This window comes from Pseudomonas furukawaii, assembly GCF_002355475.1.
GTDB classification, from domain to species: domain Bacteria; phylum Pseudomonadota; class Gammaproteobacteria; order Pseudomonadales; family Pseudomonadaceae; genus Metapseudomonas; species Metapseudomonas furukawaii.
This window is the reverse complement of sequence record NZ_AP014862.1, coordinates 4,099,725-4,125,126: the sequence shown is the minus strand read 5'-3', so window position 1 is coordinate 4,125,126 and position 25,402 is coordinate 4,099,725. Positions and strand designations below refer to the sequence as shown.

At 60.1% G+C, this 25,402-nt stretch carries 21 protein-coding genes; 15 read left to right on the top strand and 6 right to left on the bottom strand.

Annotated elements, in window-relative coordinates:
• The first annotated feature begins 6 nt into the window (after positions 1-6).
• Positions 7-933 (top strand): quinone oxidoreductase family protein, encoded by a 927-nt coding sequence (locus KF707C_RS19070; protein WP_003454631.1) that lies wholly within the window; start codon positions 7-9, stop codon positions 931-933.
• A 40-nt stretch (positions 934-973) separates the two neighbouring features.
• On the opposite strand, the gene KF707C_RS19065 is transcribed toward KF707C_RS19070, so the two are convergent.
• Positions 974-1,879, bottom strand: coding sequence for a helix-turn-helix domain-containing protein (locus tag KF707C_RS19065; RefSeq protein ID WP_036993569.1), 906 nt, complete (start codon positions 1,877-1,879; stop codon positions 974-976).
• A gap of 173 nt (positions 1,880-2,052) precedes the next feature.
• Between KF707C_RS19065 and KF707C_RS19060 the strand changes: the two genes are divergently transcribed.
• Complete coding sequence (locus tag KF707C_RS19060) at positions 2,053-2,964, top strand: LysR family transcriptional regulator (protein WP_003454635.1); 912 nt, start codon at positions 2,053-2,055, stop codon at positions 2,962-2,964.
• A 100-nt stretch (positions 2,965-3,064) separates the two neighbouring features.
• Here the strand turns inward: KF707C_RS19060 and KF707C_RS19055 are convergent, their stop codons facing one another.
• Together KF707C_RS19055 and KF707C_RS19050 are read right to left on the bottom strand one after the other, a co-directional pair.
• The gene (locus KF707C_RS19055; protein WP_003454651.1) at positions 3,065-3,613 is read right to left on the bottom strand and encodes a glutathione peroxidase; all 549 of its coding nucleotides are present in this window, start codon (positions 3,611-3,613) and stop codon (positions 3,065-3,067) included.
• 44 nt (positions 3,614-3,657) lie between these two features.
• Positions 3,658-4,500, bottom strand: a complete 843-nt coding sequence (locus KF707C_RS19050; RefSeq protein WP_036993572.1) for an SDR family oxidoreductase — start codon at positions 4,498-4,500, stop codon at positions 3,658-3,660.
• Positions 4,501-4,898: 398 nt separating this feature from the next.
• Here KF707C_RS19050 and KF707C_RS19045 point away from each other — a divergent pair, with 398 nt between their 5' ends.
• From KF707C_RS19045 to KF707C_RS19015, 7 genes are all read left to right on the top strand, one after another.
• Positions 4,899-6,569 (top strand): DUF1302 domain-containing protein, encoded by a 1,671-nt coding sequence (locus KF707C_RS19045; protein WP_051050766.1) that lies wholly within the window; start codon positions 4,899-4,901, stop codon positions 6,567-6,569.
• A gap of 24 nt (positions 6,570-6,593) precedes the next feature.
• Positions 6,594-7,961 (top strand): DUF1329 domain-containing protein, encoded by a 1,368-nt coding sequence (locus KF707C_RS19040; RefSeq protein WP_003454660.1) that lies wholly within the window; start codon positions 6,594-6,596, stop codon positions 7,959-7,961.
• A gap of 119 nt (positions 7,962-8,080) precedes the next feature.
• On the top strand, positions 8,081-9,226 hold the full coding sequence (locus KF707C_RS19035) for a WD40/YVTN/BNR-like repeat-containing protein (RefSeq protein ID WP_003454662.1): 1,146 nt from the start codon (positions 8,081-8,083) through the stop codon (positions 9,224-9,226).
• 35 nt (positions 9,227-9,261) lie between these two features.
• Positions 9,262-11,763, top strand: coding sequence for an efflux RND transporter permease subunit (locus KF707C_RS19030; RefSeq protein WP_003454666.1), 2,502 nt, complete (start codon positions 9,262-9,264; stop codon positions 11,761-11,763).
• Positions 11,764-11,843: 80 nt separating this feature from the next.
• The gene (locus tag KF707C_RS19025) at positions 11,844-12,815 is read left to right on the top strand and encodes a VOC family protein (RefSeq protein ID WP_003454667.1); all 972 of its coding nucleotides are present in this window, start codon (positions 11,844-11,846) and stop codon (positions 12,813-12,815) included.
• Positions 12,812-13,624 (top strand): enoyl-CoA hydratase/isomerase family protein, encoded by an 813-nt coding sequence (locus KF707C_RS19020; protein WP_003454679.1) that lies wholly within the window; start codon positions 12,812-12,814, stop codon positions 13,622-13,624. Before KF707C_RS19025 ends, KF707C_RS19020 begins: the two co-directional genes overlap by 4 nt.
• Positions 13,625-13,661: 37 nt before the next feature.
• A complete protein-coding gene (locus KF707C_RS19015) occupies positions 13,662-14,480 on the top strand; it encodes an SDR family NAD(P)-dependent oxidoreductase (protein WP_036993574.1) in 819 nt (272 codons plus the stop codon).
• A gap of 328 nt (positions 14,481-14,808) precedes the next feature.
• Here the strand turns inward: KF707C_RS19015 and KF707C_RS19010 are convergent, their stop codons facing one another.
• Entirely contained in the window at positions 14,809-16,077 is a 1,269-nt protein-coding gene (locus KF707C_RS19010) for a multidrug effflux MFS transporter (protein WP_003454681.1), read from the bottom strand.
• A 347-nt stretch (positions 16,078-16,424) separates the two neighbouring features.
• Between KF707C_RS19010 and KF707C_RS19005 the strand changes: the two genes are divergently transcribed.
• Positions 16,425-18,017 (top strand): phytoene desaturase family protein, encoded by a 1,593-nt coding sequence (locus KF707C_RS19005; RefSeq protein ID WP_003454682.1) that lies wholly within the window; start codon positions 16,425-16,427, stop codon positions 18,015-18,017.
• A gap of 79 nt (positions 18,018-18,096) precedes the next feature.
• Here KF707C_RS19005 and KF707C_RS19000 read toward each other — a convergent pair whose 3' ends face one another.
• Complete coding sequence (locus KF707C_RS19000) at positions 18,097-18,738, bottom strand: TetR/AcrR family transcriptional regulator (protein WP_003454683.1); 642 nt, start codon at positions 18,736-18,738, stop codon at positions 18,097-18,099.
• A gap of 265 nt (positions 18,739-19,003) precedes the next feature.
• Between KF707C_RS19000 and KF707C_RS18995 the strand changes: the two genes are divergently transcribed.
• From KF707C_RS18995 to KF707C_RS18975, 5 genes are all read left to right on the top strand, one after another.
• Positions 19,004-20,284, top strand: a complete 1,281-nt coding sequence (locus KF707C_RS18995) for a cytochrome P450 (protein WP_003454684.1) — start codon at positions 19,004-19,006, stop codon at positions 20,282-20,284.
• Positions 20,285-20,341: 57 nt separating this feature from the next.
• Complete coding sequence (locus KF707C_RS18990) at positions 20,342-21,373, top strand: hypothetical protein (RefSeq protein WP_003454685.1); 1,032 nt, start codon at positions 20,342-20,344, stop codon at positions 21,371-21,373.
• A gap of 78 nt (positions 21,374-21,451) precedes the next feature.
• Complete coding sequence (locus tag KF707C_RS18985) at positions 21,452-22,240, top strand: SDR family NAD(P)-dependent oxidoreductase (RefSeq protein ID WP_003454686.1); 789 nt, start codon at positions 21,452-21,454, stop codon at positions 22,238-22,240.
• 52 nt (positions 22,241-22,292) lie between these two features.
• Positions 22,293-23,567, top strand: a complete 1,275-nt coding sequence (locus KF707C_RS18980; protein WP_003454690.1) for an MFS transporter — start codon at positions 22,293-22,295, stop codon at positions 23,565-23,567.
• A 57-nt stretch (positions 23,568-23,624) separates the two neighbouring features.
• The gene (locus tag KF707C_RS18975) at positions 23,625-23,975 is read left to right on the top strand and encodes a nuclear transport factor 2 family protein (RefSeq protein ID WP_003454692.1); all 351 of its coding nucleotides are present in this window, start codon (positions 23,625-23,627) and stop codon (positions 23,973-23,975) included.
• Between the two features lie 146 nt (positions 23,976-24,121).
• Here KF707C_RS18975 and KF707C_RS18970 read toward each other — a convergent pair whose 3' ends face one another.
• Positions 24,122-25,309 (bottom strand): MFS transporter, encoded by a 1,188-nt coding sequence (locus KF707C_RS18970; RefSeq protein ID WP_003454695.1) that lies wholly within the window; start codon positions 25,307-25,309, stop codon positions 24,122-24,124.
• Between the last annotated feature and the right edge of the window lie 93 nt (positions 25,310-25,402).

The following is a 25,402-nucleotide window of genomic DNA, read 5'->3' as shown; positions in this document are numbered from 1 at the left end:
GGCTGTATGCGCGCTGCTGTGATTTCCGAACGCAATGCCCCGCCGGTGGTGGGCGATTTCCGTGAACCCGAGCCGCAGGACGGCGCGGTACTGATCGACGTCGACACCGCAGGCCTCGGCGGCTGGGATGTGCTGGGCGCCTATCGTCTGGGCGTGGAATATCCCTGCGTGATCCGTGGCGAAGGCGTGGGCCGCGCGCCCGACGGCCGCCGCGTGTATTTTGGCGAGCGCTCGGTGGCGCCGTTCGGAGCCTGGGCCGAGCGTACTCTGGTGCCCGCCGCCGAGGTGTGGGAGGTGCCGGACGAGGTGGACGACAAGACCGCTATCAGCATGGGCATCGCCGCCACCGGGGCCATCGTGCCGCTGGAGAAGGCTGCAATCCAGAAGGGCGAGAAGGTGTTGATCCTCGGCGCCACCGGCACTCTCGGCCAGATCGCCCTGCAACTGGCGCGCAGCATGGGCGCCGGCAAGGTGGTGGGCGCGGCGCGCTCGGCTGAAGCACTGATGGGCCTGAAGTCGCGCGGCATTGCCGACGAGGTGGTGACCCTGGGCGGCACCGACGACGTAGCCGCACTGAAGGACGCCGCCGCCGGCGGCTTCGACGTGGTCCTTGATCTGGTCTGCGGCCAGCCGATGCTCACCGCGCTGAAGGCCACCAACTGGGGGGCGCGAATCATGACCATCGGCACCGGGGCGGGTCGGCAGGTCAACCTGGACATCGCCGACCTGCTGTTCCGCTCGTTGTCCTGCATCGGCACCGGCCAGCGTTCACCGGCAGAGCGCGAGCAGATCTGGCGGCGACTGCTGAAGATCGCCAAGGAGCAGGACATCCAGGTCGACTATCTGGATTACACCCTGGACCAGGCCGCTGAAGCCTGGGCCGCCCAGGTGTCCGGCCCACACGCGAAGATCACGGCAAGCATCAGACGCTGAGGCCGAAGCCGAACGATTACTTGACGTGTCAGGAGGGATTTCAACTGCTGCGCTGACGACGGAACTCCTCCGGCGTCAGCCCGACCTCCTTGCGAAAGGCCGCCGTGAAGGCTGCGGCATTCTGGAAGCCGGCGGCATAGGCGACCTGTTTGATCAGCAGATGCTGGTCGGCGAGCAGCGCAATGGCTTTCCTGATCCGGATTTCCGCCGCGTAGCGGCGCAGGGTCTTGCCGGTGGTGTTCCGAAAACGGGTCGACAGCTTTCTCGCCGACAGGGCGCAGGCATCGGCCAGCCGGTGCAGGGAAGTGTCCTCGTTCGGGCCAGCCTCCAATATCTCTCGCAGCAGATTGAGTTGGCTGGGGCCGAGTTTACTGGTGTCCTCATCGTCGTTCCGGTTGCTGAGGAATTCCCTGCGCAGCTCCAGAGCGACGCTGGTCAGCAGGCATTCGGTATGCAACTCGCTGGCGAATCCCGGTGCGGCGACTTCTTCCGCGAGGCGTTGCAGGGTGCTCTGCAGGTACAGGCTCTGCAGGTTCAGCATGTTCTCGTCGGTATGGCCATCCCAGTTCCAGTGATAGGCCGCCAGGGGGCCGAGGTCCGCCGGATCGAATAGGCAGATCAGCGCCTTTTGCTGGCAGGCGCCATGTTTGAGGTGGAATTCAGTGCCATGAGGAATGAACAGAAGTTGGCCAAGTGGCTTGAATCGATGTGTGGCGTGTCCGCGGAAGCTGCCGAGGTTATGCGATGTGTCGTTGCACTCGAGGCCGGACGGCGTGAGCAGCATGCGCACCAGACAGCTTTTCCGGGTTTCGATCAGTGCTGTCCCCGCACTGGGCCATTGGGCATGTTCCAGCCGGACGTCGAAACCTTTCTTGCTGAGCGAGGCTTCGGTCAGAAAGTCGCCCGAGTGTTCAGACTCGTACTCGCAATAATTGATCGCGGTCATTTTCAACCTTCAGCAATTCTTGTTCTTGGTGCTGAAATTCGAACGGTCGCGAAACCGCCGGGCATCCCGATTGCCGACTCGTGGTGGGCAGGGATCGCCACGAGTCCCCGAGTTTACCCAGCACGATTGCGAAAGCGATTCATAAAAATAAGAGGCAGGTATTAGAAAAGCAGATGGCGAAAGGCAAAGATATTTCCATGCGTCAGCTCCGTTACTTCGTGGCGGCGGCGGATGCTGGCCAGTTCTCCCAGGCCGCGCTCAAGGTGCATGTTTCGCAGTCGGCGATTACCGCGGCGGTCCTGCAACTGGAAGAGAGCTTGGGCGTCAGCCTGTTCGAGCGCCTGCCCTATGGCGTGGCGCTGACCGCCGAGGGGCACAAGTTCGCCCAGCACGCCCGGCACATCCTCGACACTCTGCAGGACGCCTTGAGTGAACCACTGTTCCTCAGCCATGTAATGCAGGGCGAGGTGCGTGTCGGCGCCTCGTATACAGTGCTCGGCTACTTCCTGCCTTCTCTGCTGGCGCGCTTCAAGCGCAGTTACCCGCAGGTGGAGATCGACCTGATCGATATGGATCGCGAGAGCATCGAGACGGCGGTGGCCGATGGCCGACTCGACCTGGGGCTGGCGATCATTTCCAACAGCCCGGACCTGTCCCGTTTCGAGCACCATGTGCTGATCCGCTCACGGCGCCAGCTCTGGCTGGCCAGCCAGCATCCGTTGATGACGGCGACCTCGGTCACCCTGGAGGATGTTGCCAGGCATGCCTACATCCTGGCGACGGTCGATGAGGGCGACGTATCCACCAGCCGATACTGGGATGCGCGCGGACTGGTGCCGGACGTGGCGTTCCGCACTTCCTCAATGGAGGCCCTGCGCGGCCTGGTGGCCCACGGTTTCGGCGTCACCATTCTCTCCGACATGCTCTACCGTGCCTGGTCTCTGGAAGGCAAGAAGATCGAGGCACGTCCACTGGCCGACGCCATACCGTCCATGGAACTCGGACTGATCTGGCGCCCCGGCGCAAGCCTGTCGGAGCCCGCCCAGGCGTTCCGGCAATTCCTGATCATGGCCTGTGCTTCCTAGGGGGCGTCGGCGTTTCAATCTCGCCGAGAGGTCGGCAGGGCCTATCAATAGGTGAGGCTTTAGCCGCAAAGGAGCGCGTTGCGCGCTCCCCGGGATGCCCCTAGTGCTTCTCCAGCTCGGCTTCGACGGCCTGGAGCAGGCGGGGATCGTCCGCCGCCACGTCTGGAGCGAAGCGACCGATCACCTGCCCGTCACGGCTGACCAGGAACTTCTCGAAGTTCCACAGCACCGCCGGTGCTGGCGTGGGATCTATGCCGTAGCCTTTGAGGCGCTCGCGCATCGGGCCTTCGCCGATGGTGTGCGGTTGCGCCTTGGTCAGCAGCCGGTACAGCGGGTGGCGATCTTCGCCGGTCACCGTGATCTTGGAGAACAGGGGAAACTGGACGGCGTAGTTCAGGCTGCAGAACGCCTTGATCTCCTCGTCGCTACCCGGCTCCTGCTCCCTGAAGTCGTTGGCCGGGAACCCCAGTACCTCAAGCCCGGCTTCACGCTTGTCCTCGTAGAGCTTCTCCAGGCCCTCGTACTGCGGGGTGAGCCCGCACTTGGAGGCGACGTTCACCACCAGCAGCACCTTGCCCTTGAAGCGGTCGAGCGTCAGGGAAGTGCCTTCGATGGTCTTGAGCGGGATGTCGTAGATCGTCTGGGTCATGCCGTTCTGCTCCTTGCGGTTGGGGAAAAGGGGGAGGGTCACTCTCAAGCGTTTTCGTTGCGCTTGCGAGCGGCTTCCGCGAAATCGCGCTTTAGGGTCGGGAAATAGGCGATCTGCCCGCCCATTCCGCCGCTGATGTCAATGGAAGCGGCGCTGATGAAGCTGGCGTACTCACTGGCCAGGAACAGGGCCATGCCGGCGATGTCCTCGGGCTTGCCGAAGCGGCCGAGCGGCACCACCTTGAGTACCATCTCGTTGAACTCCTCGCGGCTCACGCCTGGGGGCATCTCCTTGTAGTGGCGGTCCCACTGTCCGGTGTCGATCCAGCCCATGTTCAGGCTGTTAACCAGGATATTGTCCCTGGCCAGGGACATGCCCAGCGAGCGTGAGAGGGCGATGCAGGAAGCGCGGTTGATCACCGAGGGAATTCCGTCCGGGGTGGGGATGCTGCCGGCGAGAGCGTTGATTTCGATGATCCTGCCCCAGCGCTGTGCGCGCATGTGTGGGACCACCGCCTGAACGAAGCGGAAGTGGCCCATCTGCAGGATATTGGCGTGGGCAAGAATGTCCTCGGGCGTCAACGTATCAAGGTTGCCACCCTTGCCTTGGCCTGCATTGTTCACGAGCACATCGACGCCACCCCAGGCTTCTACCACTTCGTCGACGAAGCTTTTCACCCCGGTGGTGTCCGTTACGTCAACGGCGCGCGCGATGACGTCCATTGCGGAGCCTTCAAGGGACTTCCCCTCCGCTGATATTGCGTCTTCGCTCCGGGCGCAAATGGCCACTCTCGCACCTTCTGCAGCAAAAGCCTGAGCGATTGCTCGGCCGATGCCTCGTGAAGCGCCAGTTACGATTACTCGCTTCCCTCTGAGGTCAATGTTCATACGTTCTCCTTGCTAGTAGACGGGGTCGCCACCTCAACGGCAGCGCTGATGCGGGTTTGGCACGGGCACTAAGCTGGCCGCCCCCGGTCGCCATGGGAAAGCTTGTGTTGAACATAAAACAGCAATGTGTTTAATTTGTCGAGCCGCGCATCAGCTTGGATGCATGCGTACCCAAGCAGAAGTGCACAAGGACGGGGAGGGCAGTAACGATTCTGTATATGGAATTGCAATCTGTATCTGGGATTGGTGGGTTTTATCGGCTAGTCTAGGCTTCACGCAAAACGGAACGGTTTCTCAGTTCCTGTGCAGATGGTCGATCCATTCCTTGGGCGTGCCTGGTCTGGAATGGAGTGGTTTTCCCTTTTAAGCATCTGAAAATAAAAATAAAAGGATCTCAAATGAACGTGATGAAACAGCTAGGCGATTGGCCGTTTGTACGCAGCAGTTTGGCTCTTGTAGTCATGGGCTGCAGTGGCGGGATCGCAGCGATGGAATTCGATGTCGGAAATCCGGATCTGCGCCTGCGGTGGGACAATACGGTGCGCTACAACCTGGGCTTCCGAATGGAGGATCAGGACAAGAAGATCATGAACAACCCGAACTTCGATGAGTCCGACGGGAAGTTCGATAAGGGCGACATTGTTACCAATCGCCTCGATCTGTTGACCGAGCTCGACTTGTCCTATCGGCAGGATTTCGGTGGACGTGTCAGTGCCGCCGGCTGGTATGACGACGCCTATCACAGCCACTCCGTGGAAAGTAACGTTCCCGGCTTCTCAACCAGCTACAACAGGGATCGCTACAGCTCCGAGGTGGCACGCTACACCAACGGCCCTTCTGGCGAGATCCTTGATGCGTTTCTCTGGACCAACTTCAGTCTCGGTGCGACTCCCGTCAACCTGAAGGCGGGTCGCCACGCAGTGTTCTGGGGTGAAGGCCTACTGTTTGGGGCTCACGCAGTTTCCTATTCGCAGGCTCCGACGGATGGGGTTAAGGCAGTTACCAGTCCTGGTATCGAGACCAAGGAAGTCTTCTTGCCGATCGGTCAGGTTTCCGCCAAAGCCCAGGTGACCGACTCGTTGTCTGTCGCTGCTCAGTATTTCTATGAATGGGATAACACTCGTTTCCCTTACGGGGGGACCTTTTTCGGTGCTGCCGACCCGTTCTTCGAGGGGCCTGACCGACTGCCGGCCGCTCCAGGTTTCAACCTCAATCATGTCTCGTCGAAGCGCGGCCGGGACGGTGAGAACTGGGGCCTTATGGCCAAGCTGAATGTGGAGTCCATTGAGACAACGTTCGGTGCTTACTATCGCCAGTTCGACGATTATCAACCTTGGCTTTCCCCTCAGATCAACTTGGCTGCGGGTGAGTACCGGCTGGTTTATCCCCGTGACGTGAAGCTGTATGGTCTGAGCTTCTCCAGGGCCATTGCCACTGTCGCAGTTGGGGCAGAGCTTTCGTATCGAAAGGACGGTGCGCTCAACGCCACCGGTGTGAGCCTTCTGGATGACGAAGGCCCGCGTGGTGACACCATTCATTTCGTGGCGAACGCTGTATATGGCGTACCGCGCAACTTCATTGCGGACAACGCCACTCTGGTGGCTGAGTTCGCGTACAGTCATTTGGACAAAGTGACCTCTCACGAAGAACTGTACAAAGGCGAAGGCTTCGCCGGCTGTACGGATCTCCGGACCCCCAGAATTCCTGGATCCGGCAACAAGTCCGATGGATGCTCGACTCGTGATTACTACGCCATTGCGGTGAACTACACGCCGCAGTACGTGGAAATTCTGCCGTCATGGACTCTGGATGTGCCCTTCACCGTGAACTACGGCCTGCATGGCAACGCGGCGAGCGCTGGTGGAGGTGCCGAGGGTGCTCTCTCCTGGTCTGTCGGAGCCAAGATGACCTATCGGCAGGAGCATGAGTTCAGCGTGCGCTACGCCGATACTTCTGCACAGGAAAAAAATGTGCTCAATGCCAACGGGGACAGGATGGTCAACGGCAATGGCAACGTCGGAGGGACAGACCGTGGCTGGCTGACCTTCACTTACAAAACCTCCTTTTAATAATTCCAAGAGCGGAGACTGGCTATGAAACTCCAACTCGCTTTGAGCCTTGCCTTAAGTGGACTGTCTGTATGTGCTTTTGCTGCTGTCAGTTCGGAAGAAGCTGCCGAACTGGGTAAATCGCTGACGCCTTGGGGAGCTATCCAGGCCGGCAATGCAGACGGGACAATTCCTGCCTACGAAGGCGGCCTCCGCCAGGCTCCGCCCGGTTTCAAGCCGGACAGCGGATTTTGGGTTGATCCGTTCAAGGACGAGAAGCCCCTGTTCCGGATCGATGCGAAGAATGCAGATCAGTACGCTGACAAGCTGAGTGAAGGTCAGAAGGAGCTGCTGAAGAAGAATCCTGATACCTGGTACATGGATGTTTATCCGAGCCACCGCACCACTGCCTATCCACAGGAAGTGGTGGAGGCTACTCTGCGCAACGCTACCGGTTGCCAGATTCAGAAGGACGGCTTGGCAGTTGATCCAGCCTGTCGTGGTGGCTTGCCGTTCCCGATCCCCAAGAATGGTAACGAGGTGATCTGGAATCAGCAGCTGCGATACAAGATCGGTCCCGGTTACTCCACCACCAAGTCGTCCAACAGTTGGGTGATCGACAGCAATGGTCAGGTAACCAAGACTGCGGAGCAGGCGACCTTCGAGGAAACCCCGTACTACCAGGTCAGTCTGTCTGATCGTGATCCGCAGATGTATGCCCGTGTGTTCTCCCTGAACAATTTTCCCGCGCGGCGCTCTGGAGAAGTCATCGTTTTGAATGACTACCTCGATCCGACGTCCAAGCCACGGCGCTCTTTCAGCTACACCCCGGGTCAACGCAGGGTCAAGCTGGCTCCTGAGTTCGCCTTCGATACCCCGGTTGCCAGCCAGGGTGGCGTGACTCTGTTCGATGAGCTCCAGATGTTCTCCGGTAGCCAATCCCGCTTCGACTACAAGCTGATTGGCCGTAAGGAAATGTATATCCCCTACAACGCCTACAAGTTCTACTTCGATTGCAAGCAGGACGAGCAATTCCAAAAGAGCCACGCCAATCCAGCTTGCGAGCGCTGGGAGCTGCACCGTGTCTGGGTGGTCGAGGCCACACTCAAACCGGGTCAACGTCACGTCTACAGCAAACGCACCTACTACCTGGACGAAGACACTTTCGGCATCGGCCTGTATGACGCCTGGGACAAGAGCGGTGCGCTGTATCGTTCGATCTTCCTGAGTGGTGTGCAGCTGTACGACAAGAATATTCCCTACAACGTGAAGAACGTTGTGTATGACTTCAACAAGGGGATGTGGGCGTTGCTTAACGATGCTTTGAAGGGTGGCTACTGGTTCTCCAGCAAGGCATACAGCGAGCGTGAGATGAACCCGGAAGCGATTGTCTCGCGGGTAACCCAGCGCTGATATCTGCTGCTTGCCCGCGCGGACTGGGAGGTCCGTGTGGGCAGGTAAGCTGAAATGGGCCGCAAGGGCGCATCGTTGAGTGCCCGCTGCGTCCCACCCTGCGGTTGAGGATAAAAACAATGATTAGCCCGGGCCTTGACGTAATTCATTCGCTGCTCCGTCGTGCGATCGTGGGATTGCCCCGTCGATCGTTCAGCACAGCGTTGTTGTTCTCACTGCTGCTGCCTGTTTCTGCCTTTGCTGAGCAAGTCTCGGGCACCGATTCGTTACGGGAGCCTGCGCAGATCCTTGATTCGCGCATGCCTGCGCCGGTGATAGGTATTGCTCGAGCTGGCAAAGCCTTGGTCAGCGTTGGGCCACGCGGTCTTATCCAACGTTCTGAAGATGGTGGCAAGTCCTGGCGGCAGGTGCCCAGTCCGGTATCCAGCGATTTGGTCCAGGTGCGTTTCAGTGATGCGTTGAATGGATGGGTCGTTGGTCACGATTCAGTATTGCTACATACCGCCGACGGCGGCGCCAGCTGGAAAGTACAACTTGATGGGCGCAGTGTGCTTGCGCTGCTGCAGGATCAGTACGGTCGTCGCGCCAATGCAGGCGATCAAGTAGCTGACGACATGCTTCGCGAAATCAATCTTGCGATGAGCACTTCCGCAACACCCGATGTGTTGGCCGCTCCTTTCCTCGATGTGCTGTTCGATGATAACGGCAACGGCTTCGTAGTCGGTGCATTCGGCATGATCTTGCACAGTCGGGACGCTGGTACGACCTGGGAACCCTGGGTCGACCGTACCTCCAACGAACGACGCATGCATCTGTACGGACTGGCTGAGCGAGAAGGCGTCTTCTATGTCAGCGGGGAACAGGGTTTGTTGATGCGTCTTGATTCCCAGACACAGCGCTTCGTGACCCTGGAAACCCCGTACACAGGAACCTATTTCGGCGTCAGGTCCTTCGACGGCTTGCTGTTGGTGTATGGCCTGCGCGGCAATTTATTTGTCAGTCGAGATAACGCCCTGCACTGGCAAAAGATCGAGACCGGGCTGAAATCCAGCATCGTCGATGTTGTGGAGCAGGGCGGTGAGTTGCTTGTCGTCAGCCAGGGTGGACAGATGGTGTCGCTCAATCAGCACAACCTCGGTATCACCTCGCTGCAGCCCGCAGAGATCGGCGAAATTTACGCGGCAAGCTATTCCGGCGAGGCCGGCATGCTGGTTGTGACTCAGTTCTCCGGCGCCAAGCTTGTCGACATCACCAGCGCAGAGTGAGCCAGCCGTCGCAGACCTCCAAAGAGAATGAAGAAATGGTAGAGCAGAAATACAACAGCGGAATGCCGGTGGTTCCGGACCTCAAGGACTTTGACATGTCGTCCGGCGGGTTCTTTGAACGGGTGATCTTTAACAACCGCATTCTGGTGATCGTTGCCTGTTTGCTCGCTACTGTGGTGCTCGGTTTCTTCGCGACTCGACTGCAGGTCAATGCCAGCTTCGAGAAGATGATTCCGAGCTCCAGCCCTTACATCAAGAACTATCTGGCCTACAAGAGCGAGCTGCCGGGACTGGGCAATAGCATTCGCGTGGTGGTCGAGAACAAGCAAGGTGATATCTACAACCCGGACTACCTGCTCGCCTTACAGAAAGTCAACGACACGCTCTACCTAATTCCCGGCGTCGACCGGTCGTGGATGAAGTCGCTGTGGATGCCCATCGTTCGCTGGAAAGAGGTGACGGAGGAGGGCGTCGAGGGTGGTGCCGTGATGCCTGCCGACTACGACGGGAGCGAAGCCTCGATTAGTGCCCTGCGTCGTAATATTGCTCGCGCCGGCATCATCGGAGGCCTAGTGGCCAATGACGGCCGCTCCAGCATGATCGTCGCGCCCCTGCTAGATACCAACCCTCAGACTGGGGAGCCGCTCAACTATGGCGAATTCTCCAGGCAGCTTGAAGAACAGTTGCGCTCAATGGAGAGCGACAAGATTGGTATCCACATCGTCGGTTTCAGCAAGCTGGTTGGTGATCTGATCGACGGGCTCTACGCCGTCATGCTGTTCTTCGGCGCTTCTGTGATCATCGCCGCAGTGTTCGTTTATCTCTATACCCGCTGCCTGAGAAGTACTCTGCTGCTAGTCGGCATTGCCGTAGCAGGCGTGGTCTGGTTGCTCGGTCTGATGCAGTTGCTCGGCTATGAACTGGACCCTTACTCGATTTTGGTGCCGTTCCTGATCTTCGCCATAGGTGTTTCCCATGGCACCCAGAAGATGAATGGGATCCTGCAGGACATCGGTCGCGGCACACACAAGTATGTCGCCGCGCGCTATACCTTCCGCCGCCTGTTCCTCACAGGGCTAACGGCCCTGCTGTGCAACATCGTTGGGTTCGCGGTTCTGGTAATCATCGATATTCCGGTGATTCGTGATCTCGCGCTGACAACCAGCATTGGTGTGGCCGTGTTGATCTTCACCAAGCTGCTGTTGATTCCTGTGGCGCTCTCCTATATCGGCGTAAGCAAAAAGGCGGCGCGTATCGCTATCGAGAAGGATCGCGCTGGCGAGGAGAATCGCGGTTTCCTGGGGCACGTCTGGCATGGTCTCGATCGGTTTACTGAGCGCCGTTGGGCGACAGCAGTGATCGCACTATCTCTGGGTGTTACTGCGATTGGCAGCGTGGTCATGCTGGATCTCAAGGTTGGTGACCTTGATCCGGGGGCTCCGGAGCTACGCCCAGAATCACGCTATAACCGTGATAACGCTTACATTACCGCGCACTACGGGCTTTCCAGCGACCAGTTCGTAGTGATTATGAAAACCAGCGAAGACAGCTGCCGTCTTTACCAGTCGTTGCAAACAATGGACAAACTGGCTTGGCAGTTGCGTCAGACCGAGGGTGTACAGACCACTAACTCACTTGCCGAAACGGTGCGCTTCATCACTGCGGGGATGGCTGAGGGTAGTGGTAAGTGGCTGACCATCAGTCGTGATCAGGCGATCACCAACTCGTCGGTGGATGCCGCAATGATTTCGGCACCAGGTATCACTAACCAGAAGTGCTCAGTGACCCCGCTTATTGCCTATCTGGCGGACCATAAGGCCGATACGCTCAACCGGGTACTCAAGGTCACCGAAGATTTCGCCGCGCAACACAATACCGCCGCGGAATCTGAGCAGCCGTTGGAGTTCCTCCTGGCTGCCGGTAACGCCGGCATCGAGGCTGCGACCAACATTGAGGTTGAGAAGGGCATCGTCACCATGTATCTCGCGGTATACGGTGCCACGGCGCTGCTCTGCCTGCTGACCTTCCGCAGTTGGCGGGCCACTGTTGTCGCACTGATTCCGCTCCTTATGACCACAATCATCTGCAAGGCGCTGATGGTCTGGCTAGGTATTGGCTTGAAGGTGGCCACATTGCCAGTAATTGCAGTAGGCGTTGGCGTCGGCGTCGACTACGCGCTCTATTTGCTCAGCGTGCAGTTGGCTGTCCAGGAGCGTGGCGGCAGCTTGGCCGTGGCCTACCGGCGCTCGCTCGATTTTACGGGCAGGGTTGTGGCGCTCATAGGCTTGACGATGGCCGCAGGCGTCGTCACTTGGGCCTGGTCGCCCATCAAGTTCCAGGCCGACATGGGAATACTGCTGACCTTCATGTTCCTCTGGAACATGCTCGGGGCGCTGGTACTGATTCCCGCATTGTCACACTTCCTGCTCAACCCCAAGACCACTGCAACATCGCCTGAAGCTGCGCGAGGCGAGAAGGTCGCAGGCTCTGTGGAGCAGGGCAAGCGAGTGAATACCCAAGCGGTCACCGCACATTAGTAAACCAACGTACAGACGAAGGCATCAGCCGATCCCAGCGGTCGGGCTTGTGCCGTGGCTAGCAATTGGAGGGAAGTCAGATGTTCGAATTGTTGATGAGTGCCGACATGATGGTTCGGGATCCTGATGGGATGACGGAGAAGCTGGTAGACAAGCTCGGTGTCTACAAGCATGAGCGCTGGCGCCAGGCGTTCGATAACCATCCCTACATCGCGCACTTCCTGCGTGTGCATAAGTCATTAGCTGTGGCGCCGACACGCATTGAGCCTCAATGGCACCTCGATAAACCGAATCCCGGTGATCCGTTGTTCCACGACTTCCTGGAAAGCCTCAAGGACTACCAGGGGCATCACCGGCCGATGATCACTCACTCCATCGTCCTTGCCCTGCATCGTGAGAAGTTTGCCGTACTGGTGGACAAGTTGATGCGCCGCCGCCTGCCGTTCCGCATGGCGCAGCGTACTCCGGAGATGCCGTTCGACCGCCTGTGGCTCGGTGCTACGCCGGAGAAGCCCTACTATCAGCCCTCGGTCGATGGTGGCCTGTGCATCGAGATAATGGAGACTGAGCCACTGCAGATGCCTCCGGAAACCTACGCCCTGCCACCGGCCCAGCCGCGCGACCTGGCGCCAGGTGGAATGGTTCGGGTGACCGCCCGCGGCTTCCTGGTACGCGATCTGGATGAAACTCTGCGCAAGGTTTCCGCCAACCTCGACTGGGAGCCCAACGGCCCGGTGGAGCATCTGCGCGAAGAAGGCTATCGCCGTGCGCGCATGGGCTTCACGGTGGCCAACAGCGCGACCCTCGACGTGATCGAAGCGACCTACTGGAACACTGACGCTGGCCACTACCTGAACAATTGGGGGCCGGGCCCGTACTACATTCGCATCGGCGTCAACGATCTGGCCGCCAAGGCTGAGGACCTGCGCGCGCGTGGCACTGCCTTTGAGTGGATCGAGTCGTCCGAGGCGGTTGGGGGGAGGCCGCTGATCAAGATCGATCCGAAAGAATTGGATGGTCAGGTCTTTGAGTTTGAGGAGTGCACCGCATGAGTGCTATCGATTCTCTTCCTCAGATCATCAACGAAGCGGTGCGCATTGAACGTGACGCTGCCGTTGGATGGATCGTGCTAACCCGACCCGGGCAGATAAATGCGATCAACGATAGCATCCGGCAGGGCGTACCTCAGGCGCTGGCACAACTCGACAAAGATCCTCAGGTGCGGGTCATTGTTATCCGTGGGGAAGGGGAGCGTGGGTTCTGCGCAGGCGCCGATATCAAAGAGCGTCGCGGTGTTGAATCTTCTCTGCAGGTTCGTCAGCGGATGGAAGGCTCACGCTGGATCGAGTCGCTGGATTCGATGGCCAAACCCGTCATCGCGGCGATCCACGGGTACTGCATGGGGGGCGGTCTGGAGCTGGCATTGGCCTGCGATATTCGCTTCGCCGCGCCGAACGCAATCTTTGCACTGCCAGAAACCGGGCTTGGCCTGATTCCTGGTGGTGGTGGTACTCAGCGCCTATCGCGAGTTGTTGCGCCTGGACGGGCACTGGACATGCTCCTGACTGGTGACCGGATGGACGCCGCGGAGGCGCGGCAGATTGGCTTGGTGAGTCGCTTGGCCGGCTCCGTGGAATCCCTTCTCTCCGAAGTGGCTGCCTTCGCCTTGCGAATTGCCAATAAGCCACCGGCGGCCTCTGCATTCGTCAAGCAGGCGGCTCGCGCATCCTTAGAGCTGGATCTGAAAAGTGGTCTGAACCTGGAGCTCGATCTGTTCGCGTTGCTGGCCCCGACCAAGGACGTGAAGGAAGCTGCTCTAGCATTCAGCGAGCGCCGTGAGCCGCGTTTCACCGGCGAATAGCACTTACTCCCGTTAAGTCACGAAAGAGAGCAGTTTCATGAGTACAGGAAAGCTTGCGGGGCGGGTTGCAATCATCACAGGTTCCGGGGGCGGTCTGGGCGCCGAATGCGCTCGGGTACTAGCCTCACACGGGGCTAGTATCGCGGTGGTCGATATCAACGGCGATGCTGCGGAGTCAGTGGCGGAATCTTTGCGCTCGGCAGGCAGTCAGGCACTGGGTATCCGAACCGATGTTTCATCGGAAGAGGACGTGCATGCGATGGTCGCGCGGGTCAAGGAGCGATTCGGTCGCATCGATGTGTTGCACAACAACGCTGCGGTGCTGGATGCCGAGCAGCGTCAGCGCGACCGTGATCTCTGCAACCTCGACATGGCGGCATGGGATAGGGCAATTGCGGTTAACTTGCGCGGCGCAGTGCTTTGCACCAAGCATGTAGTTCCGGTGATGCTTGAGCAGAGCAAAGGCTCAGTGATCTTTGCCACGTCCGGTCTAGGAATGCAGGGTGATATGTCGTTGTCGGGGTATGCCACTTCCAAGGCCGCGCTGATGATGCTGCCAAAGCTGGTGGCAGCCCAATACGGCAAGCGTGGTATTCGTGGTAACGCCGTGCAGATTGGATTGGCGCCGCAGCACCCGTTGCCGGACGCCTTGCTGGACATCATGCGCGACAATCACTGTACACCGGAGCTCGGTACCCCACGGCAGATTGCTGACGTGGTGGCCTTTCTGGCGTCCGACGAGTCTTCGTTCGTCACCGGGACAACGCTTGTGGCCGACGGCGGCTTCAGCAGCCATACGCCTTCGCTTGTGGAAATGCGGAAACTGTTTGAGCAAATGGGCCGTACTGGGATGTAGTCGGCGAGGCCAGTGACAATCCTCAGCAAGGACGAATCTGGTCATTCGGAGGGACTGTGCCCTGTCTGCGCGCGAGCGGGAGTCAGGGATGTGGGGCACAGCAGTCGCTGTGCTCTACGCCTCCAAAAGCGGCAAGCGCATTACCAGTTGCACCTTTGCTGCTCCTGTCAGTAAGCATCCAATTGATACATCGTCTGCCCTACATGCCCAACTAGTAACCAATTCGGTTCGAATTGCGGGCCGTATCTTTTATGGTTGGCAACTATCTCAGGACGCCACGATCGCTGTCCTAATGCCCCTGGACGCAGTGACTGCGCGCTAGAATCAATCAGGTAATTCTTCCGTCGATACCAATCGGTGTAGCGAGTGAACCTCTGCCCTTGAGGCTCTCATCGAACTCTGTATTTCGCTTGACCGACAGTGTCCACGCAAGCGCGAAGCCCCCCAGCGACAGTACCAAGGCGAGTGCCGCACCCGTGGCAAGCATCAGTGGTGTGTGCCAGAAGAGGGGGGCGATGAGCGCCGACAAAACTGCGTTGAAAGCGGTCTGGGTGAACAATTGCAATGAAGAGCCCAGGCCACGCCGATCTGGTACGCAATCTAGTCCTAGCAGCGTGATGGTGGGTTGGATCAGCGTCATGCCGAGTGTGTAGATGAATAGATAGGGTAGATACCATCCGAATGCTGCAGGTGCGAGATAGCTGACAGTAAGGTTCCAGAGGCTGCCCAATCCCATAATGGCGAACCCTGTGACAATGCAGAAGCCAGTCGGAAACCGCGTCGCGTACCGGCCGGCCAGAAATGAGCCCAGCATCATTCCTGCAGTGGCGGGGCCGAAGAGCCAGATGAAGTCGGTTTCTGCTAACCCTAAATGTCGCATCAGGAATACGGGTGCAGACAGCACGTAAATGAAAAAGCCTGCGAACATCAAGGCAAAGGTCATCGCCCAAAGGACAAAGGGTTTGTTAGCCAACACCTGCCGATAGCCAATCAGCAAAGCGTGGCCTGAAAATAAATGTCGTTTCGACGGCGGGAGTGTTTCTGGAAGGAAAGCAATCACCAGGACCAGCAATGTAGTGCTGAACATTGCCAAGAATCCGAAGCTTGCGCGCCAACCGGCGTGGACCTGAAGCCAGCCACCTACGATCGGCCCTATAGCTGGTGCCAGCGCGAACAACATGATCACCAGTGCATATAGACGCTGGGCTGCTGCGCCTTCGTACAGGTCCCGAATCACCGCTCGGCCGATCACAATGCCGGCTCCAGCGGAGACGCCTTGCAATACGCGGCAGACATAGATCTGCTCGATGCGAGTTGCGGCAGCGGCGCCTGCGGATGCCAGCGCGAACACCACCAAGCCGACTATCACTACCGGTCGCCGTCCCAGGCTGTCGGAGATTGCGCCATGCCAGAGCGACATGAAGGCGAAGGCGGCGAAATACAGGGACAGGGTGATCTGCAGCTCGATGTCCGTCACGTCAAACACCGCCTTCATCTGCGCGAAGGAGGGCATGTAGATGTTGATGGTGAACGGACCCAGCATTGCCAGGCCGGCAAGCAGGATGGGCAGGAGTCTTGCCGTGGCAGGGGAAATCAAGGGAAGCCTTCCGTCGTCGCGTCGTCGACCGTGGCACGTTGCCAGGGGGAGGTTTTGTGTGATTTTAGACAAAAAATTAAAAAGTGTCTTGATTGTTTCTGCGCATGCTTCGCTATACGGCGCAAGGCCGGCGTGTGGCGATTTCTTTTACCGGCGGTAAAACGGATACCCAACTGTTCGCCGGCGGTTATTGCTAGCGTGGCATTCCCGGCGGGCTTCCAGAGCGGCTGGCATGGCCTGGGGCCGAAGCGCTGCCTGCTTTCAAGCAAGGCGTAGCTGCTCGGCAGCAGGTATGCCGGGCCGTCAGGGACTCACCATAAACAGCGACGAACAAGAACAATCAAGTCATGAACAACTACAACACGGATTACGATGTGATAATCGTCGGCGGCGGGACCAATGGTCTGTCGGCCGGCTGCTATCTGGGGATGGATGGCAAGAAGGTGCTGGTGCTCGAGGCGCTGGACAAGATAGGTGGCATGGCTTCATCGGGCTACCTAATTCCCGAGGCGCCCCAGCATCTAGTGCACCCCTGCGCGATGGATATGATGTCCATGCGCGTGCATGCCCATGTGCCCCGTGAGTTGGAGCTCGAGCGGCATGGTTTCAAGTCGATCGAGCTGTCGCCGGGCTACGTCTACCTGCATCCCGACGGTACCTCGCTAGTGTTTTGGCGCGATCGGCAACGGACGGCTGCGGAAATCCGTCGCTACAGCGCGAAAGACGCCGACGTGTTCCTCGAGTTCATGAAGGTCATCGATCTGTTCCTCGACATTGCCTTGCCGATGATGCGGGTCGATCCGGCGCGGACCAACCTCATGACCAAGCTGAAGGTGGTGGGCACCGCGCTCAAGCACCGCAAGCTGAAGCCCGAGCTGATGGCCCTTATGACTGGCTCCGCCCATCAGGCCGCGCGGGAGCGCTTCGAGCACCCGGTGACCATTTCCGCCATGTGCGCGCTGACCGGATTGGCCGGTGACATTAGCGCCGACGGTGGCGGCATTTATTACGCCCTGCTTGGTTTCCTCCACCGCTTCGGTGTCGGCCGGGTGATCGGTGGCATGCAGCAGCTCAGCAATGCCATGCGTGCTCGCTTGGAGGAGTTGGGTGGCCACGTTATGACCTCGGCCCGCGTCGGTGAAATCCTCGCCAGTCAAGGTAAGGTCCGAGGTGTCAGGCTGGTCGACGGGCGTGAGTTCACGGCGCGCGCGGTCATCGCCGGCTGTCACCCCAAGGTCGCGCTGGAGATGGTCAGTGCCGGGGAAATGCCGAGGAACCTGCTGACCCGCATTGCCATGGCACCGGCCAATGCCAGGGGCTCGGGGCCGTTGAAGGTCGACCTAGCGCTTGACGGGCAGATTTCCGTGCCCCGTTTCGAGGCGGCTAGGGGCGACGGCGTCGATCTGCGCAAGGCCTGCCTGATGATCGGTACGGAAGAGGCGGTACTGGAGAACTTCGCTGCCAGTTCCCGTGGCGAAGTGCCGCGCCTACCGTACATCACCATGGTCGCGCCCAACTCGGTTGACCCCTCGCAATCGCCGCCGGGTCAGGACGTGCTCTACATCTACCCACCGGTGATGCCGGTCGCCCCGCGCGAGGGCTGGGACGCACTCAGGGAGCGAGTGGCCGACCAGGTGGTCGAGCAGTTGTCCGAATACGTCGAGGGCATCCAGGGGCACGTCATCGGCCGCTGGATCGAGGCGGCACCGGACTTTACCGCCCGCCTGAACACGGTGAACGGCTGCGTGGTGCACATCGACACCACCTCCATGCGCTCCAGTGCCATGCGTCCGGCCTATGGGCTCGGTGGCGACACGCTGCCGGTCGAAGGGTTGTATCTGGGCAGCGCCGGCATTCACCCAGGAGGCGGGGTCAATGGCATGGCTGGACGTTTGGCTGCCAATAGGGTGAAGCGCTTCCTCGCCAAGGCCCGGCAGTAACGGGCACGAGGCAAGGTCTGCCGACAGAGCTCCCGCACGGCGGGAGTTCGACTGCCAAGATGTATTTTCAGTCGGCGAGCTATTCGTGTCGCAGTGTGATGCCGGCCAGGATGAAATCGGCCGAGTACGACCGCCAGGTATTCATGCCTTCCTCTGAGGTGGTATCCAGGCCGGCGAGAGTGGACATCGAATAGCGATTGGTAAACCAGTCGGTTGTCACCAAGGCAGCTGTGGCGAGAAACAGGCGAGAGTTGACGTCGGGCTTGAAGTCGCCGCTCTTGGCGCCGCGGCGCAGAATATTGTCGAACTTGTCGATCAACGCTGGCGCCATCTCCAGGAAGCGGTTGCGCGGCGTCTGGTGGCTGTTGTGATAGTGGATACCCTCGTGGGCCAGGGAACCTAGCAGGGGGTCCTCGCGGTACTGGTCGAAGAAGTGGTTGAGCATGGTGCGCATGGCTTCCGAGGGGGCAAGATCATCCACTTCCAGCCCCACCAGTTCGGACATGATCCGCTCCGAGCACTCATCCAGCACGGCTACGAACAGGCCCTCCTTGGAGCCGTAGTAGTGGTAAATCAACTGCTTGGTAACCCCCGCCGCGCTGGCTACCTCTTCCATGCGTACACCGGAGAGGCCTTTCTCCGAGAATTCCTGGCGGGCCGCCTCGATCAGGCGGCGGATCGTATTGCGTTTTCCGGGTTCATTCTGCACGGCAGTTTTCACCCATGCCTCCTTATGACAACGACGGGTCGATGTACTTCGTTTGACCCTGGGTAAAACGAATCGGGTCGCAGAAACAGGGCAGCCCGTTAGTATCCCGAGTCGGTGGATCCGAAAGGATACCGTTCCTTGCAGTGAGGTGAGCGAAATGGCGTGTTTCCAAATGAAAAACGCAGCCGCACGCTCGCTACCGCGATCCTGATGACCTGTCTTCGCGCCGGCGTCACTCGATTTCCAACAACAACAATTCCACAGAGTGTTGAATCTCATGAGCACCAATAGCACTTCCGCCCTGGACCTCAAGAATAACTACTCCGCTGTCTCCGAAACCTATCGTGGTACCAATCTGGACATCCATGCCGTATGCCGTGAGCAGCGCCTGAAGTCACCGATTTACGAAGGGGACTTTATCGCTCAGTTTGGTGTTCCCACCAATGCTGGCGTCCAGCAGGGTACCCGACCTACTTTCGCTCTGTTCAAGTACCAAGACGTGATGGCTGTGCTGCGCGACGGCAACACTTTCACTAGTGGTTTCATCGCCGAGGGCCTGGGCGCCTTCTTCGACGGCTTGGTGATCCTGGCCATGGACGGTGAGCCCCACCGCAAGGTGCGCGCACTGCTGCAACCGGCCTTCATGCCTGAGAGCGTGAACAAGTGGCGTGGGCAGATCGACGAGCTGATCCGTGAGGAGTTCCTCAAGCCGCTGGTACCGCAGAAGAAGGCCGACCTGATGGAGTTCGGTCTGGAACTGCCGATCCGCATCATGTACGCCCTGATGGGATTCCCCTCCGACGACCCCTCGAAATACAAGCAGTACGCTGCCTGGGCGCTGGCTATGGTCGGTGGCAACCAGATCGATCCAGCGAAGATGGAGGACGCGCGTAAGCGGGCCGGCATCGCGGTGAAGGGGCTGTATGACGCTATCCAGGAAGTCGTGGTGCGCCGCCGCGCCGAGGGTAGTCAAGGCGACGACGTGATTGGTCGTCTGCTACGTGCCGAATTCGAAGGTCGCACCCTGGACGATCACGAGGTGATCACATTCACCCGTTCGTTACTACCCGCTGCTGGTGAAACCACCACGCGGATGTTCGGCTCGGTGATGGCTCTGCTACTCACCACACCGGGACTGTTGGAGCGAGTCAAGGCTGATCGCTCTCTGATACCCAAGCTGATGGACGAAACCACCCGCTACGAGCCGGTGGCTACCTTCAAGGTGCGTGAGACGGCAAGGGACGTAGAGTTCCACGGCGTGAAGATTCCGAAGGGCTCCTTCGTGCAGTGCATGGTGGTGTCCGCTAATCGGGACGAGGATGCCTTCGAGAATCCCGAGGTGTTCGACATCGACCGCAAGCTCAAGCCTTCCTTCGGCTTCGGTTTCGGCCCGCACATGTGCATCGGCCAGTTTATCGCCAAGGTCGAGATTAACTGCTCTATCAACGCCATCCTCGACTTGTTCCCCAATATCCGCCTCGACCCGACACAACCTGCTCCTGTAATCGAGGGCGCGCAGTTGCGTGGCACCTCGTCGCTCCCGGTGATCTGGGACTGAGCATCAATATCCCTTGCCTTGCGTGCATTTCGACAATAACGACAAGAGACGATTTTCATGAAAGCTTTCAAAACGATTCCAGAACGCGGCGACTTCGGCTTCCAGCAACTGGTCGGCCCGCACCAGGTCACCGGCGCTGCGATGGGCGGCAGTCGCGGCTTCTTTGGGCTGCAACTGAGCAAGTCCGCGCCGTTCGGCTCGGTGCGTGACGAGGAGGGCAACATCTATTCGTTCGTGCGTTCTCTGTTGGCCCCGGGCGGCACGCCGAATCCAACCAAGTTCTTCTACCTGAACAACCATGTCGACGGCGTCAACCTGCGCATGGACCACGAGAAGATGGCTCTCCAGGCGCTGACGCCGATGCCGGTGCAGACCCTAGACGGCGACACTGTGCGCTGGACCAACCAGCCCGGCGAGGCCGGCAACAGCTGGGAGATCACAGCCAACAGCGAGCGCTTGACCTGGCGGGAAGATGGATTGTTCCAGCTGGAGGGCCGCCTGCTCGGCCCTGGCCTGCAGTGGTATCTGCCGGGGGTGGAATGGGGCACCTTCTATGTGTCGCAGCTCTGGGAGCTGGCCGGCGTCTGCGAAGGCCGGCCGGTGAAGGGGGCGATGGCGCTCGACCAGTTCTACATGGCCGAGGGCGGTGCGATCCACTTCAAGAAGGACCTGGTGGTCAACAACAACAAGCATGTCCTGTGGTGGTCGTTCGTCACCGTGTACAAGGACGGAAGTTGGGACGCCGGCTCCTTCATGGTTGGCCATGACCACCTAGGCTACGCGATCTTCAGCAACGACAAGGGCGAGGTGCGCGTCACCACCGACATCGAAGGGCAGACTCGGCACAAGGACGGCAGCTATTTCCTGGAGTCGGCGCGGATCGTTCTCGACGGCAAGGAAGAGTGGGAATTCCTCCCAGACCCCAAGGGCGAAATGATTGACTTCGTCGGCGGCTTCCCGATCACCGCGCAGCAGGAGGGGCGCTGGCGCCGGGTGGGTGATACCCGCGAGCCCTCGCACTGGCTGGGCTGGGGCGAGTCGGACCGGCGCAACGGTTCGGCGCGTAACGTGCCGGGCCGGGATCTCTGACCCAACCTGACGAGCTTCCCGCGGCTTGATTGCCGCGGGAGTTCTTCCGAACAAGAACAACACCAGAGGAAGCAGGCAATGAGGTTCAAAGACAAGGTGGTGCTGGTCACCGGCGCCGGACGTGGCATGGGACGCGCCATCGCCCTGGCCTATGCGCAGGAGGGGGCCAGAGTGGTAGTGTCCGCACGCACGCCACGTCATGGCGAGGAAACCGTCGCGCAGATCACGTCGCTGGGAGGCGAGGCCCATCTAGTCGGCGGCGACATCGCCGACCGCGCGGCTGTCAAGGCCATGGTCGAGGGTGGCATGGAACGCTTCGGCGCACTGGACATCCTGGTGCATTGCGCCGCCGATACGGCGCGTGGGTTGATTAGCGAGATGGCGGACGACACTTTCGATCATCTGGTGCGCAGTAATATCCAGTCGCTGTTCTGGCTCGCTAAGGATTGCGCCCCCTACCTTTCTAGGGCGAGTGACAAGGGACGGGTCATTTTCATCTCCTCCGGTGAGGCCAATCGCAAGTACACGCCAACGCTGATTCCCTACAGTTCCAGCAAGGCGTTCATGAACGCCTTTGCCCGCGGGCTGGCCGTAGAGTTCGGCGCGTTGAACATCCTGGTCAATGTGATCGAGCCGGGGCTGATCGGCACCGACCATATGTTCGAGTCTCTGGGCGAGGAAGTGCCACACCGTCTGGCCGAGCACTTCCCCGTGCCACGTCTGGGGCAGTCGACCGATATCGCCGACGCCGCGCTGTTCCTGACCTCCAACGAGGCCTCCTACATTACCGGCACCTCGTTGCTGGTTGACGGGGGCGCCACCATGGTGGCCATGCCGAAGGTCGAAGAAATTCTCAAGGGGCATTGAGCCCGGGTTGTACGGCCCGACTGGCACGGTGGGCCGAGATAGGAGTCCTCGCATGTCCGATACATCCACTTCGCGCCCGCGGGCCGCCATCGACCTCGCCGAGTTCAAGCGCGGCTGGCGCATTCTGCTACTGGGCCTCGTCGGCATCTGCACCAGCATCAGCGTGGGCCTGCTCTACGGCTTCGGCACCCTGGTGATTCCCCTCGAACAGGCCTTTGGCTGGAGCCGTGGTGCACTGCAGGCGTCGATCACCTTCCTGTTCGCTGGCGTGGCGATCTCCACCCAACTTGTCGGTCCGCTGTACCGCCGTTTCGGCCCGCGGCGGGTGGCAATCGTGTCGATCATGCTGCAGGTGATCGGCTATGCGGCGATCACCCGGATCGAGCATTCCATCGGCTGGTTGTACCTGGCGTTCTTCGCCATGCCGCTGGTTTGCGCGGGCACCATTGCCATTACCTGGACGCAACTGGTCAACCTGTGGTTCGAGCGCAACCGTGGCCTGGCCCTGGCGGCCATTCTCTGCGGCACCGGGCTGATGGCGGTGGTGTTGCCGCCACTGCTGGCCAGGCTGATCGCCCTGTTCGGCTGGCAGGCGGGCTTTTTCACCCTGGCGGCGCTGCCGTTGCTGTTCACCTTGCCGATGGCATTGCTGTGGATGCGCCTGCCGAGCGAGGTCGGGCCGGAATCACCAGCGGGGAGCGAGACGGTATCGCAGATGGATGGTTTCAGCTTCCGCCAGGCGCTGCGCTCGCCAGTCTACTGGAGCTTCAACGTTGCCCTAATCCTCTCGGTGTGTCTGACCGTCGGCATGGTTACCAATATCGTGCCGATGCTGCAGGGAAAGGGGCTTTCCGCCCAGGCGGCAAGTCAGATTTTCAGCAGCTTCGGCGTTTCCATTATCGCCGGGCGCTTGCTGGTGGGTTATCTGCTGGACCGCTACCCACCGATCCTTGTTGCAGTGATCAGTCTGGCGCTGCCAGCCATCGGTTGTGCGATCTTTCTGTACGGTGACGTGCAGAGCACGGCGCTGCTGGTGCTAGCCACCCTATGCATCGGCGCCAGCGCTGGCGCGGAGTTCGACCTGGCGGCGTTTCTCATGGCGCGTTATTTCGGGCTGCGCGAGTACGCGCGGATCTTCGGCCTGCACCTGGCGCTGATCACCATCGTCTCGGGGCTGATGCCGGTGTTCTTCGGCTATCTCTACGAGGCCTACGGCAATTATTCGGCGGTGCTGCTGTGCTGCCTGGCCTGTTCCATCATCGGCCCGTCGATGCTGCTCTGGTTGCAGCCGACAGCGGCGGTTGTGGCCCAACAACAGCCCACCTAAGCGGGTGTGCACAAATCCGGCGGGACTGACTCGCCCATGGAAACAGAGGAGAAATCAATGAGTGCGCAAGAAGCCATCGAGCATTTCCTGCATGGCCAGATCGAATGCTGGAACAACGGTGACAAGGAGGGGTTCTTCGAGCATTACCGCCAGATGTCGCCCGCCGGCCTGAGCATTGAGTACGTCGGTCGTGCCTTGCCGACCGACCCGTGGCAGATCCTGGAAGGCATGTGGGAAAACCAGCAGCCGCGTTTCCGCGTGGAGGTCAAGGAAACCATCATCAACGGTGAGGAGGCCGCCTGCCACCATCGCAATGCACTCCGCGACGGCAGCGGTGGTATAGAGACCATCGAGCTGTACCGTTTCCAGAACGGCAGGCTGTGGGTGCGTTACTTCATCAAGGCGTGAGTGGGAACGTGGGGCGCGACGACGGTCGCGCTCTGTTTGTACGGCGGTTAGCTACCGTTCGCCCAGGCACCAGATAGTTTTTTGACGTCGAGCAACCGAGTGGCCTGTCTGGGAAACAATTGGACAGTACATTGGCAATTGTTCCGTTATTCCCCCAGTCTCCGGCGTGGCTGCCGCTGGAGATTCAGCACCAGTAGCAGGCCGACGGCCGACAGCAGGGCGGAGCAAAGGAATACTTGCGCCAGGCCGAAGCCTGAAACCGCCAACCCCATCAACGGGCCAGCCAGCCCCACCGCTAGGTCGAAGAACAACGAAAGCGTGCTTAGGGCCGAGTTGCGATTGGCCTGCGGCGTGCGCGCCAGGGTTTCCACCGCCAGCCCCGGATAGACCCAGGAAACGCCCAGACCGGTCAGCGCCGAGCCAAGGATCGCCACCAGGGGCGAGGGTGCCAGCCAGACGAGTAGCAGGCCGAGGGTCTGCACCGCCATGCAGGCCGCGACCACTGGGTAGCCGCCAAAGCGGGATAGTGCACTGGGCGAGGCCAGTCTGGCGAAGATGAAGGCGACGCCGAAGGCGCTCAGGCAGTAGGCCGCGTTGGCCCAGCCCAGATTGTCGAAGTACAGGGCGATGAAGGCAGTCAGACTGCCGAAGCCCACCGAACTGCAGGCTACGGCCAGGCCGTTGGGCAGCACGGCGAGGAACACGCTGCGGAACGGCAGCCGCACGCCCGAGAGCAAGGGTGCGGGGCGACGAGTCTGGGCGAACAGCAGGGACAGGAAGCCGAGCAGGGTGATGCTGATTCCGATGCCGGCGAGCCCCAGGTGATCCCGTATCAGTACCCCGAGTGGTGCGCCAATGGCGGTGCCGCCATAGGCGGCGATGCCGTTCCAGGACATGACCTGCGCAGTGCGTGCCGTGCCGTGCAGGCCGATTGCCCAAGTGCAGCAGGGGGTGGAGATCAGGGCCGAAGAGAGGCCCTGGAGGATCCGCCCGGCTATCAGTAGCGCCAGGCTGACCCAGGGGGAAGTCGGAAGGACGATCGCCAGCGCCGTCAGCAGGCCGCTGCTCGTCAGCACGGCCAGCCCCGCCATCACCGTGCGATTGGCGCCAAAGCGGTCGGCAAGCTGGCCAGCCAGTGGACGCGACAGCAGGGTCGTCAGGTATTGCGTGCCGATCACCAGTCCGGCCACCGCGCTGCCGAAACCCAAGGTGTTCAGCACATGGCCGGGCAGCACGGCCAGCGGCAGTCCGTTGCTGATGAAGGAGACGAAATTGAAGCAGACGATCGAGATGATCGACAGGCTGGTGGGGAGCGATTGGCTGCGGGCGTTCATGGCATGTCGCCTTGTGCGGACGCGGAGTTGGCGCCGGAGTTGGCGAGGCGGGTAACGACAGGGGGCAGGGCGCCCGGCGCCCGGGCGGTGGCC

What these genes read in the sequence shown, in the direction of transcription:
- KF707C_RS19035 (WP_003454662.1), top strand. Translation starts at nt 8,081, where the DNA reads ATGATTAGCCCGGGCCTTGACGTAATTCATTCGCTGCTCCGTCGTGCG.
- KF707C_RS18985 (WP_003454686.1), top strand. Translation starts at nt 21,452, where the DNA reads ATGAGGTTCAAAGACAAGGTGGTGCTGGTCACCGGCGCCGGACGTGGC.
- KF707C_RS19030 (WP_003454666.1), top strand. Translation starts at nt 9,262, where the DNA reads ATGGTAGAGCAGAAATACAACAGCGGAATGCCGGTGGTTCCGGACCTC.
- KF707C_RS19040 (WP_003454660.1), top strand. Translation starts at nt 6,594, where the DNA reads ATGAAACTCCAACTCGCTTTGAGCCTTGCCTTAAGTGGACTGTCTGTA.
- KF707C_RS19070 (WP_003454631.1), top strand. Translation starts at nt 7, where the DNA reads ATGCGCGCTGCTGTGATTTCCGAACGCAATGCCCCGCCGGTGGTGGGC.
- KF707C_RS18980 (WP_003454690.1), top strand. Translation starts at nt 22,293, where the DNA reads ATGTCCGATACATCCACTTCGCGCCCGCGGGCCGCCATCGACCTCGCC.
- KF707C_RS19060 (WP_003454635.1), top strand. Translation starts at nt 2,053, where the DNA reads ATGGCGAAAGGCAAAGATATTTCCATGCGTCAGCTCCGTTACTTCGTG.
- KF707C_RS19025 (WP_003454667.1), top strand. Translation starts at nt 11,844, where the DNA reads ATGTTCGAATTGTTGATGAGTGCCGACATGATGGTTCGGGATCCTGAT.
- KF707C_RS18995 (WP_003454684.1), top strand. Translation starts at nt 19,004, where the DNA reads ATGAGCACCAATAGCACTTCCGCCCTGGACCTCAAGAATAACTACTCC.
- KF707C_RS19055 (WP_003454651.1), bottom strand. Translation starts at nt 3,613, where the DNA reads ATGACCCAGACGATCTACGACATCCCGCTCAAGACCATCGAAGGCACT.
- KF707C_RS19015 (WP_036993574.1), top strand. Translation starts at nt 13,662, where the DNA reads ATGAGTACAGGAAAGCTTGCGGGGCGGGTTGCAATCATCACAGGTTCC.
- KF707C_RS19005 (WP_003454682.1), top strand. Translation starts at nt 16,425, where the DNA reads ATGAACAACTACAACACGGATTACGATGTGATAATCGTCGGCGGCGGG.
- KF707C_RS18975 (WP_003454692.1), top strand. Translation starts at nt 23,625, where the DNA reads ATGAGTGCGCAAGAAGCCATCGAGCATTTCCTGCATGGCCAGATCGAA.
- KF707C_RS19050 (WP_036993572.1), bottom strand. Translation starts at nt 4,500, where the DNA reads ATGAACATTGACCTCAGAGGGAAGCGAGTAATCGTAACTGGCGCTTCA.
- KF707C_RS19020 (WP_003454679.1), top strand. Translation starts at nt 12,812, where the DNA reads ATGAGTGCTATCGATTCTCTTCCTCAGATCATCAACGAAGCGGTGCGC.
- KF707C_RS18970 (WP_003454695.1), bottom strand. Translation starts at nt 25,309, where the DNA reads ATGAACGCCCGCAGCCAATCGCTCCCCACCAGCCTGTCGATCATCTCG.
- KF707C_RS18990 (WP_003454685.1), top strand. Translation starts at nt 20,342, where the DNA reads ATGAAAGCTTTCAAAACGATTCCAGAACGCGGCGACTTCGGCTTCCAG.
- KF707C_RS19045 (WP_051050766.1), top strand. Translation starts at nt 4,899, where the DNA reads ATGAACGTGATGAAACAGCTAGGCGATTGGCCGTTTGTACGCAGCAGT.
- KF707C_RS19065 (WP_036993569.1), bottom strand. Translation starts at nt 1,879, where the DNA reads ATGACCGCGATCAATTATTGCGAGTACGAGTCTGAACACTCGGGCGAC.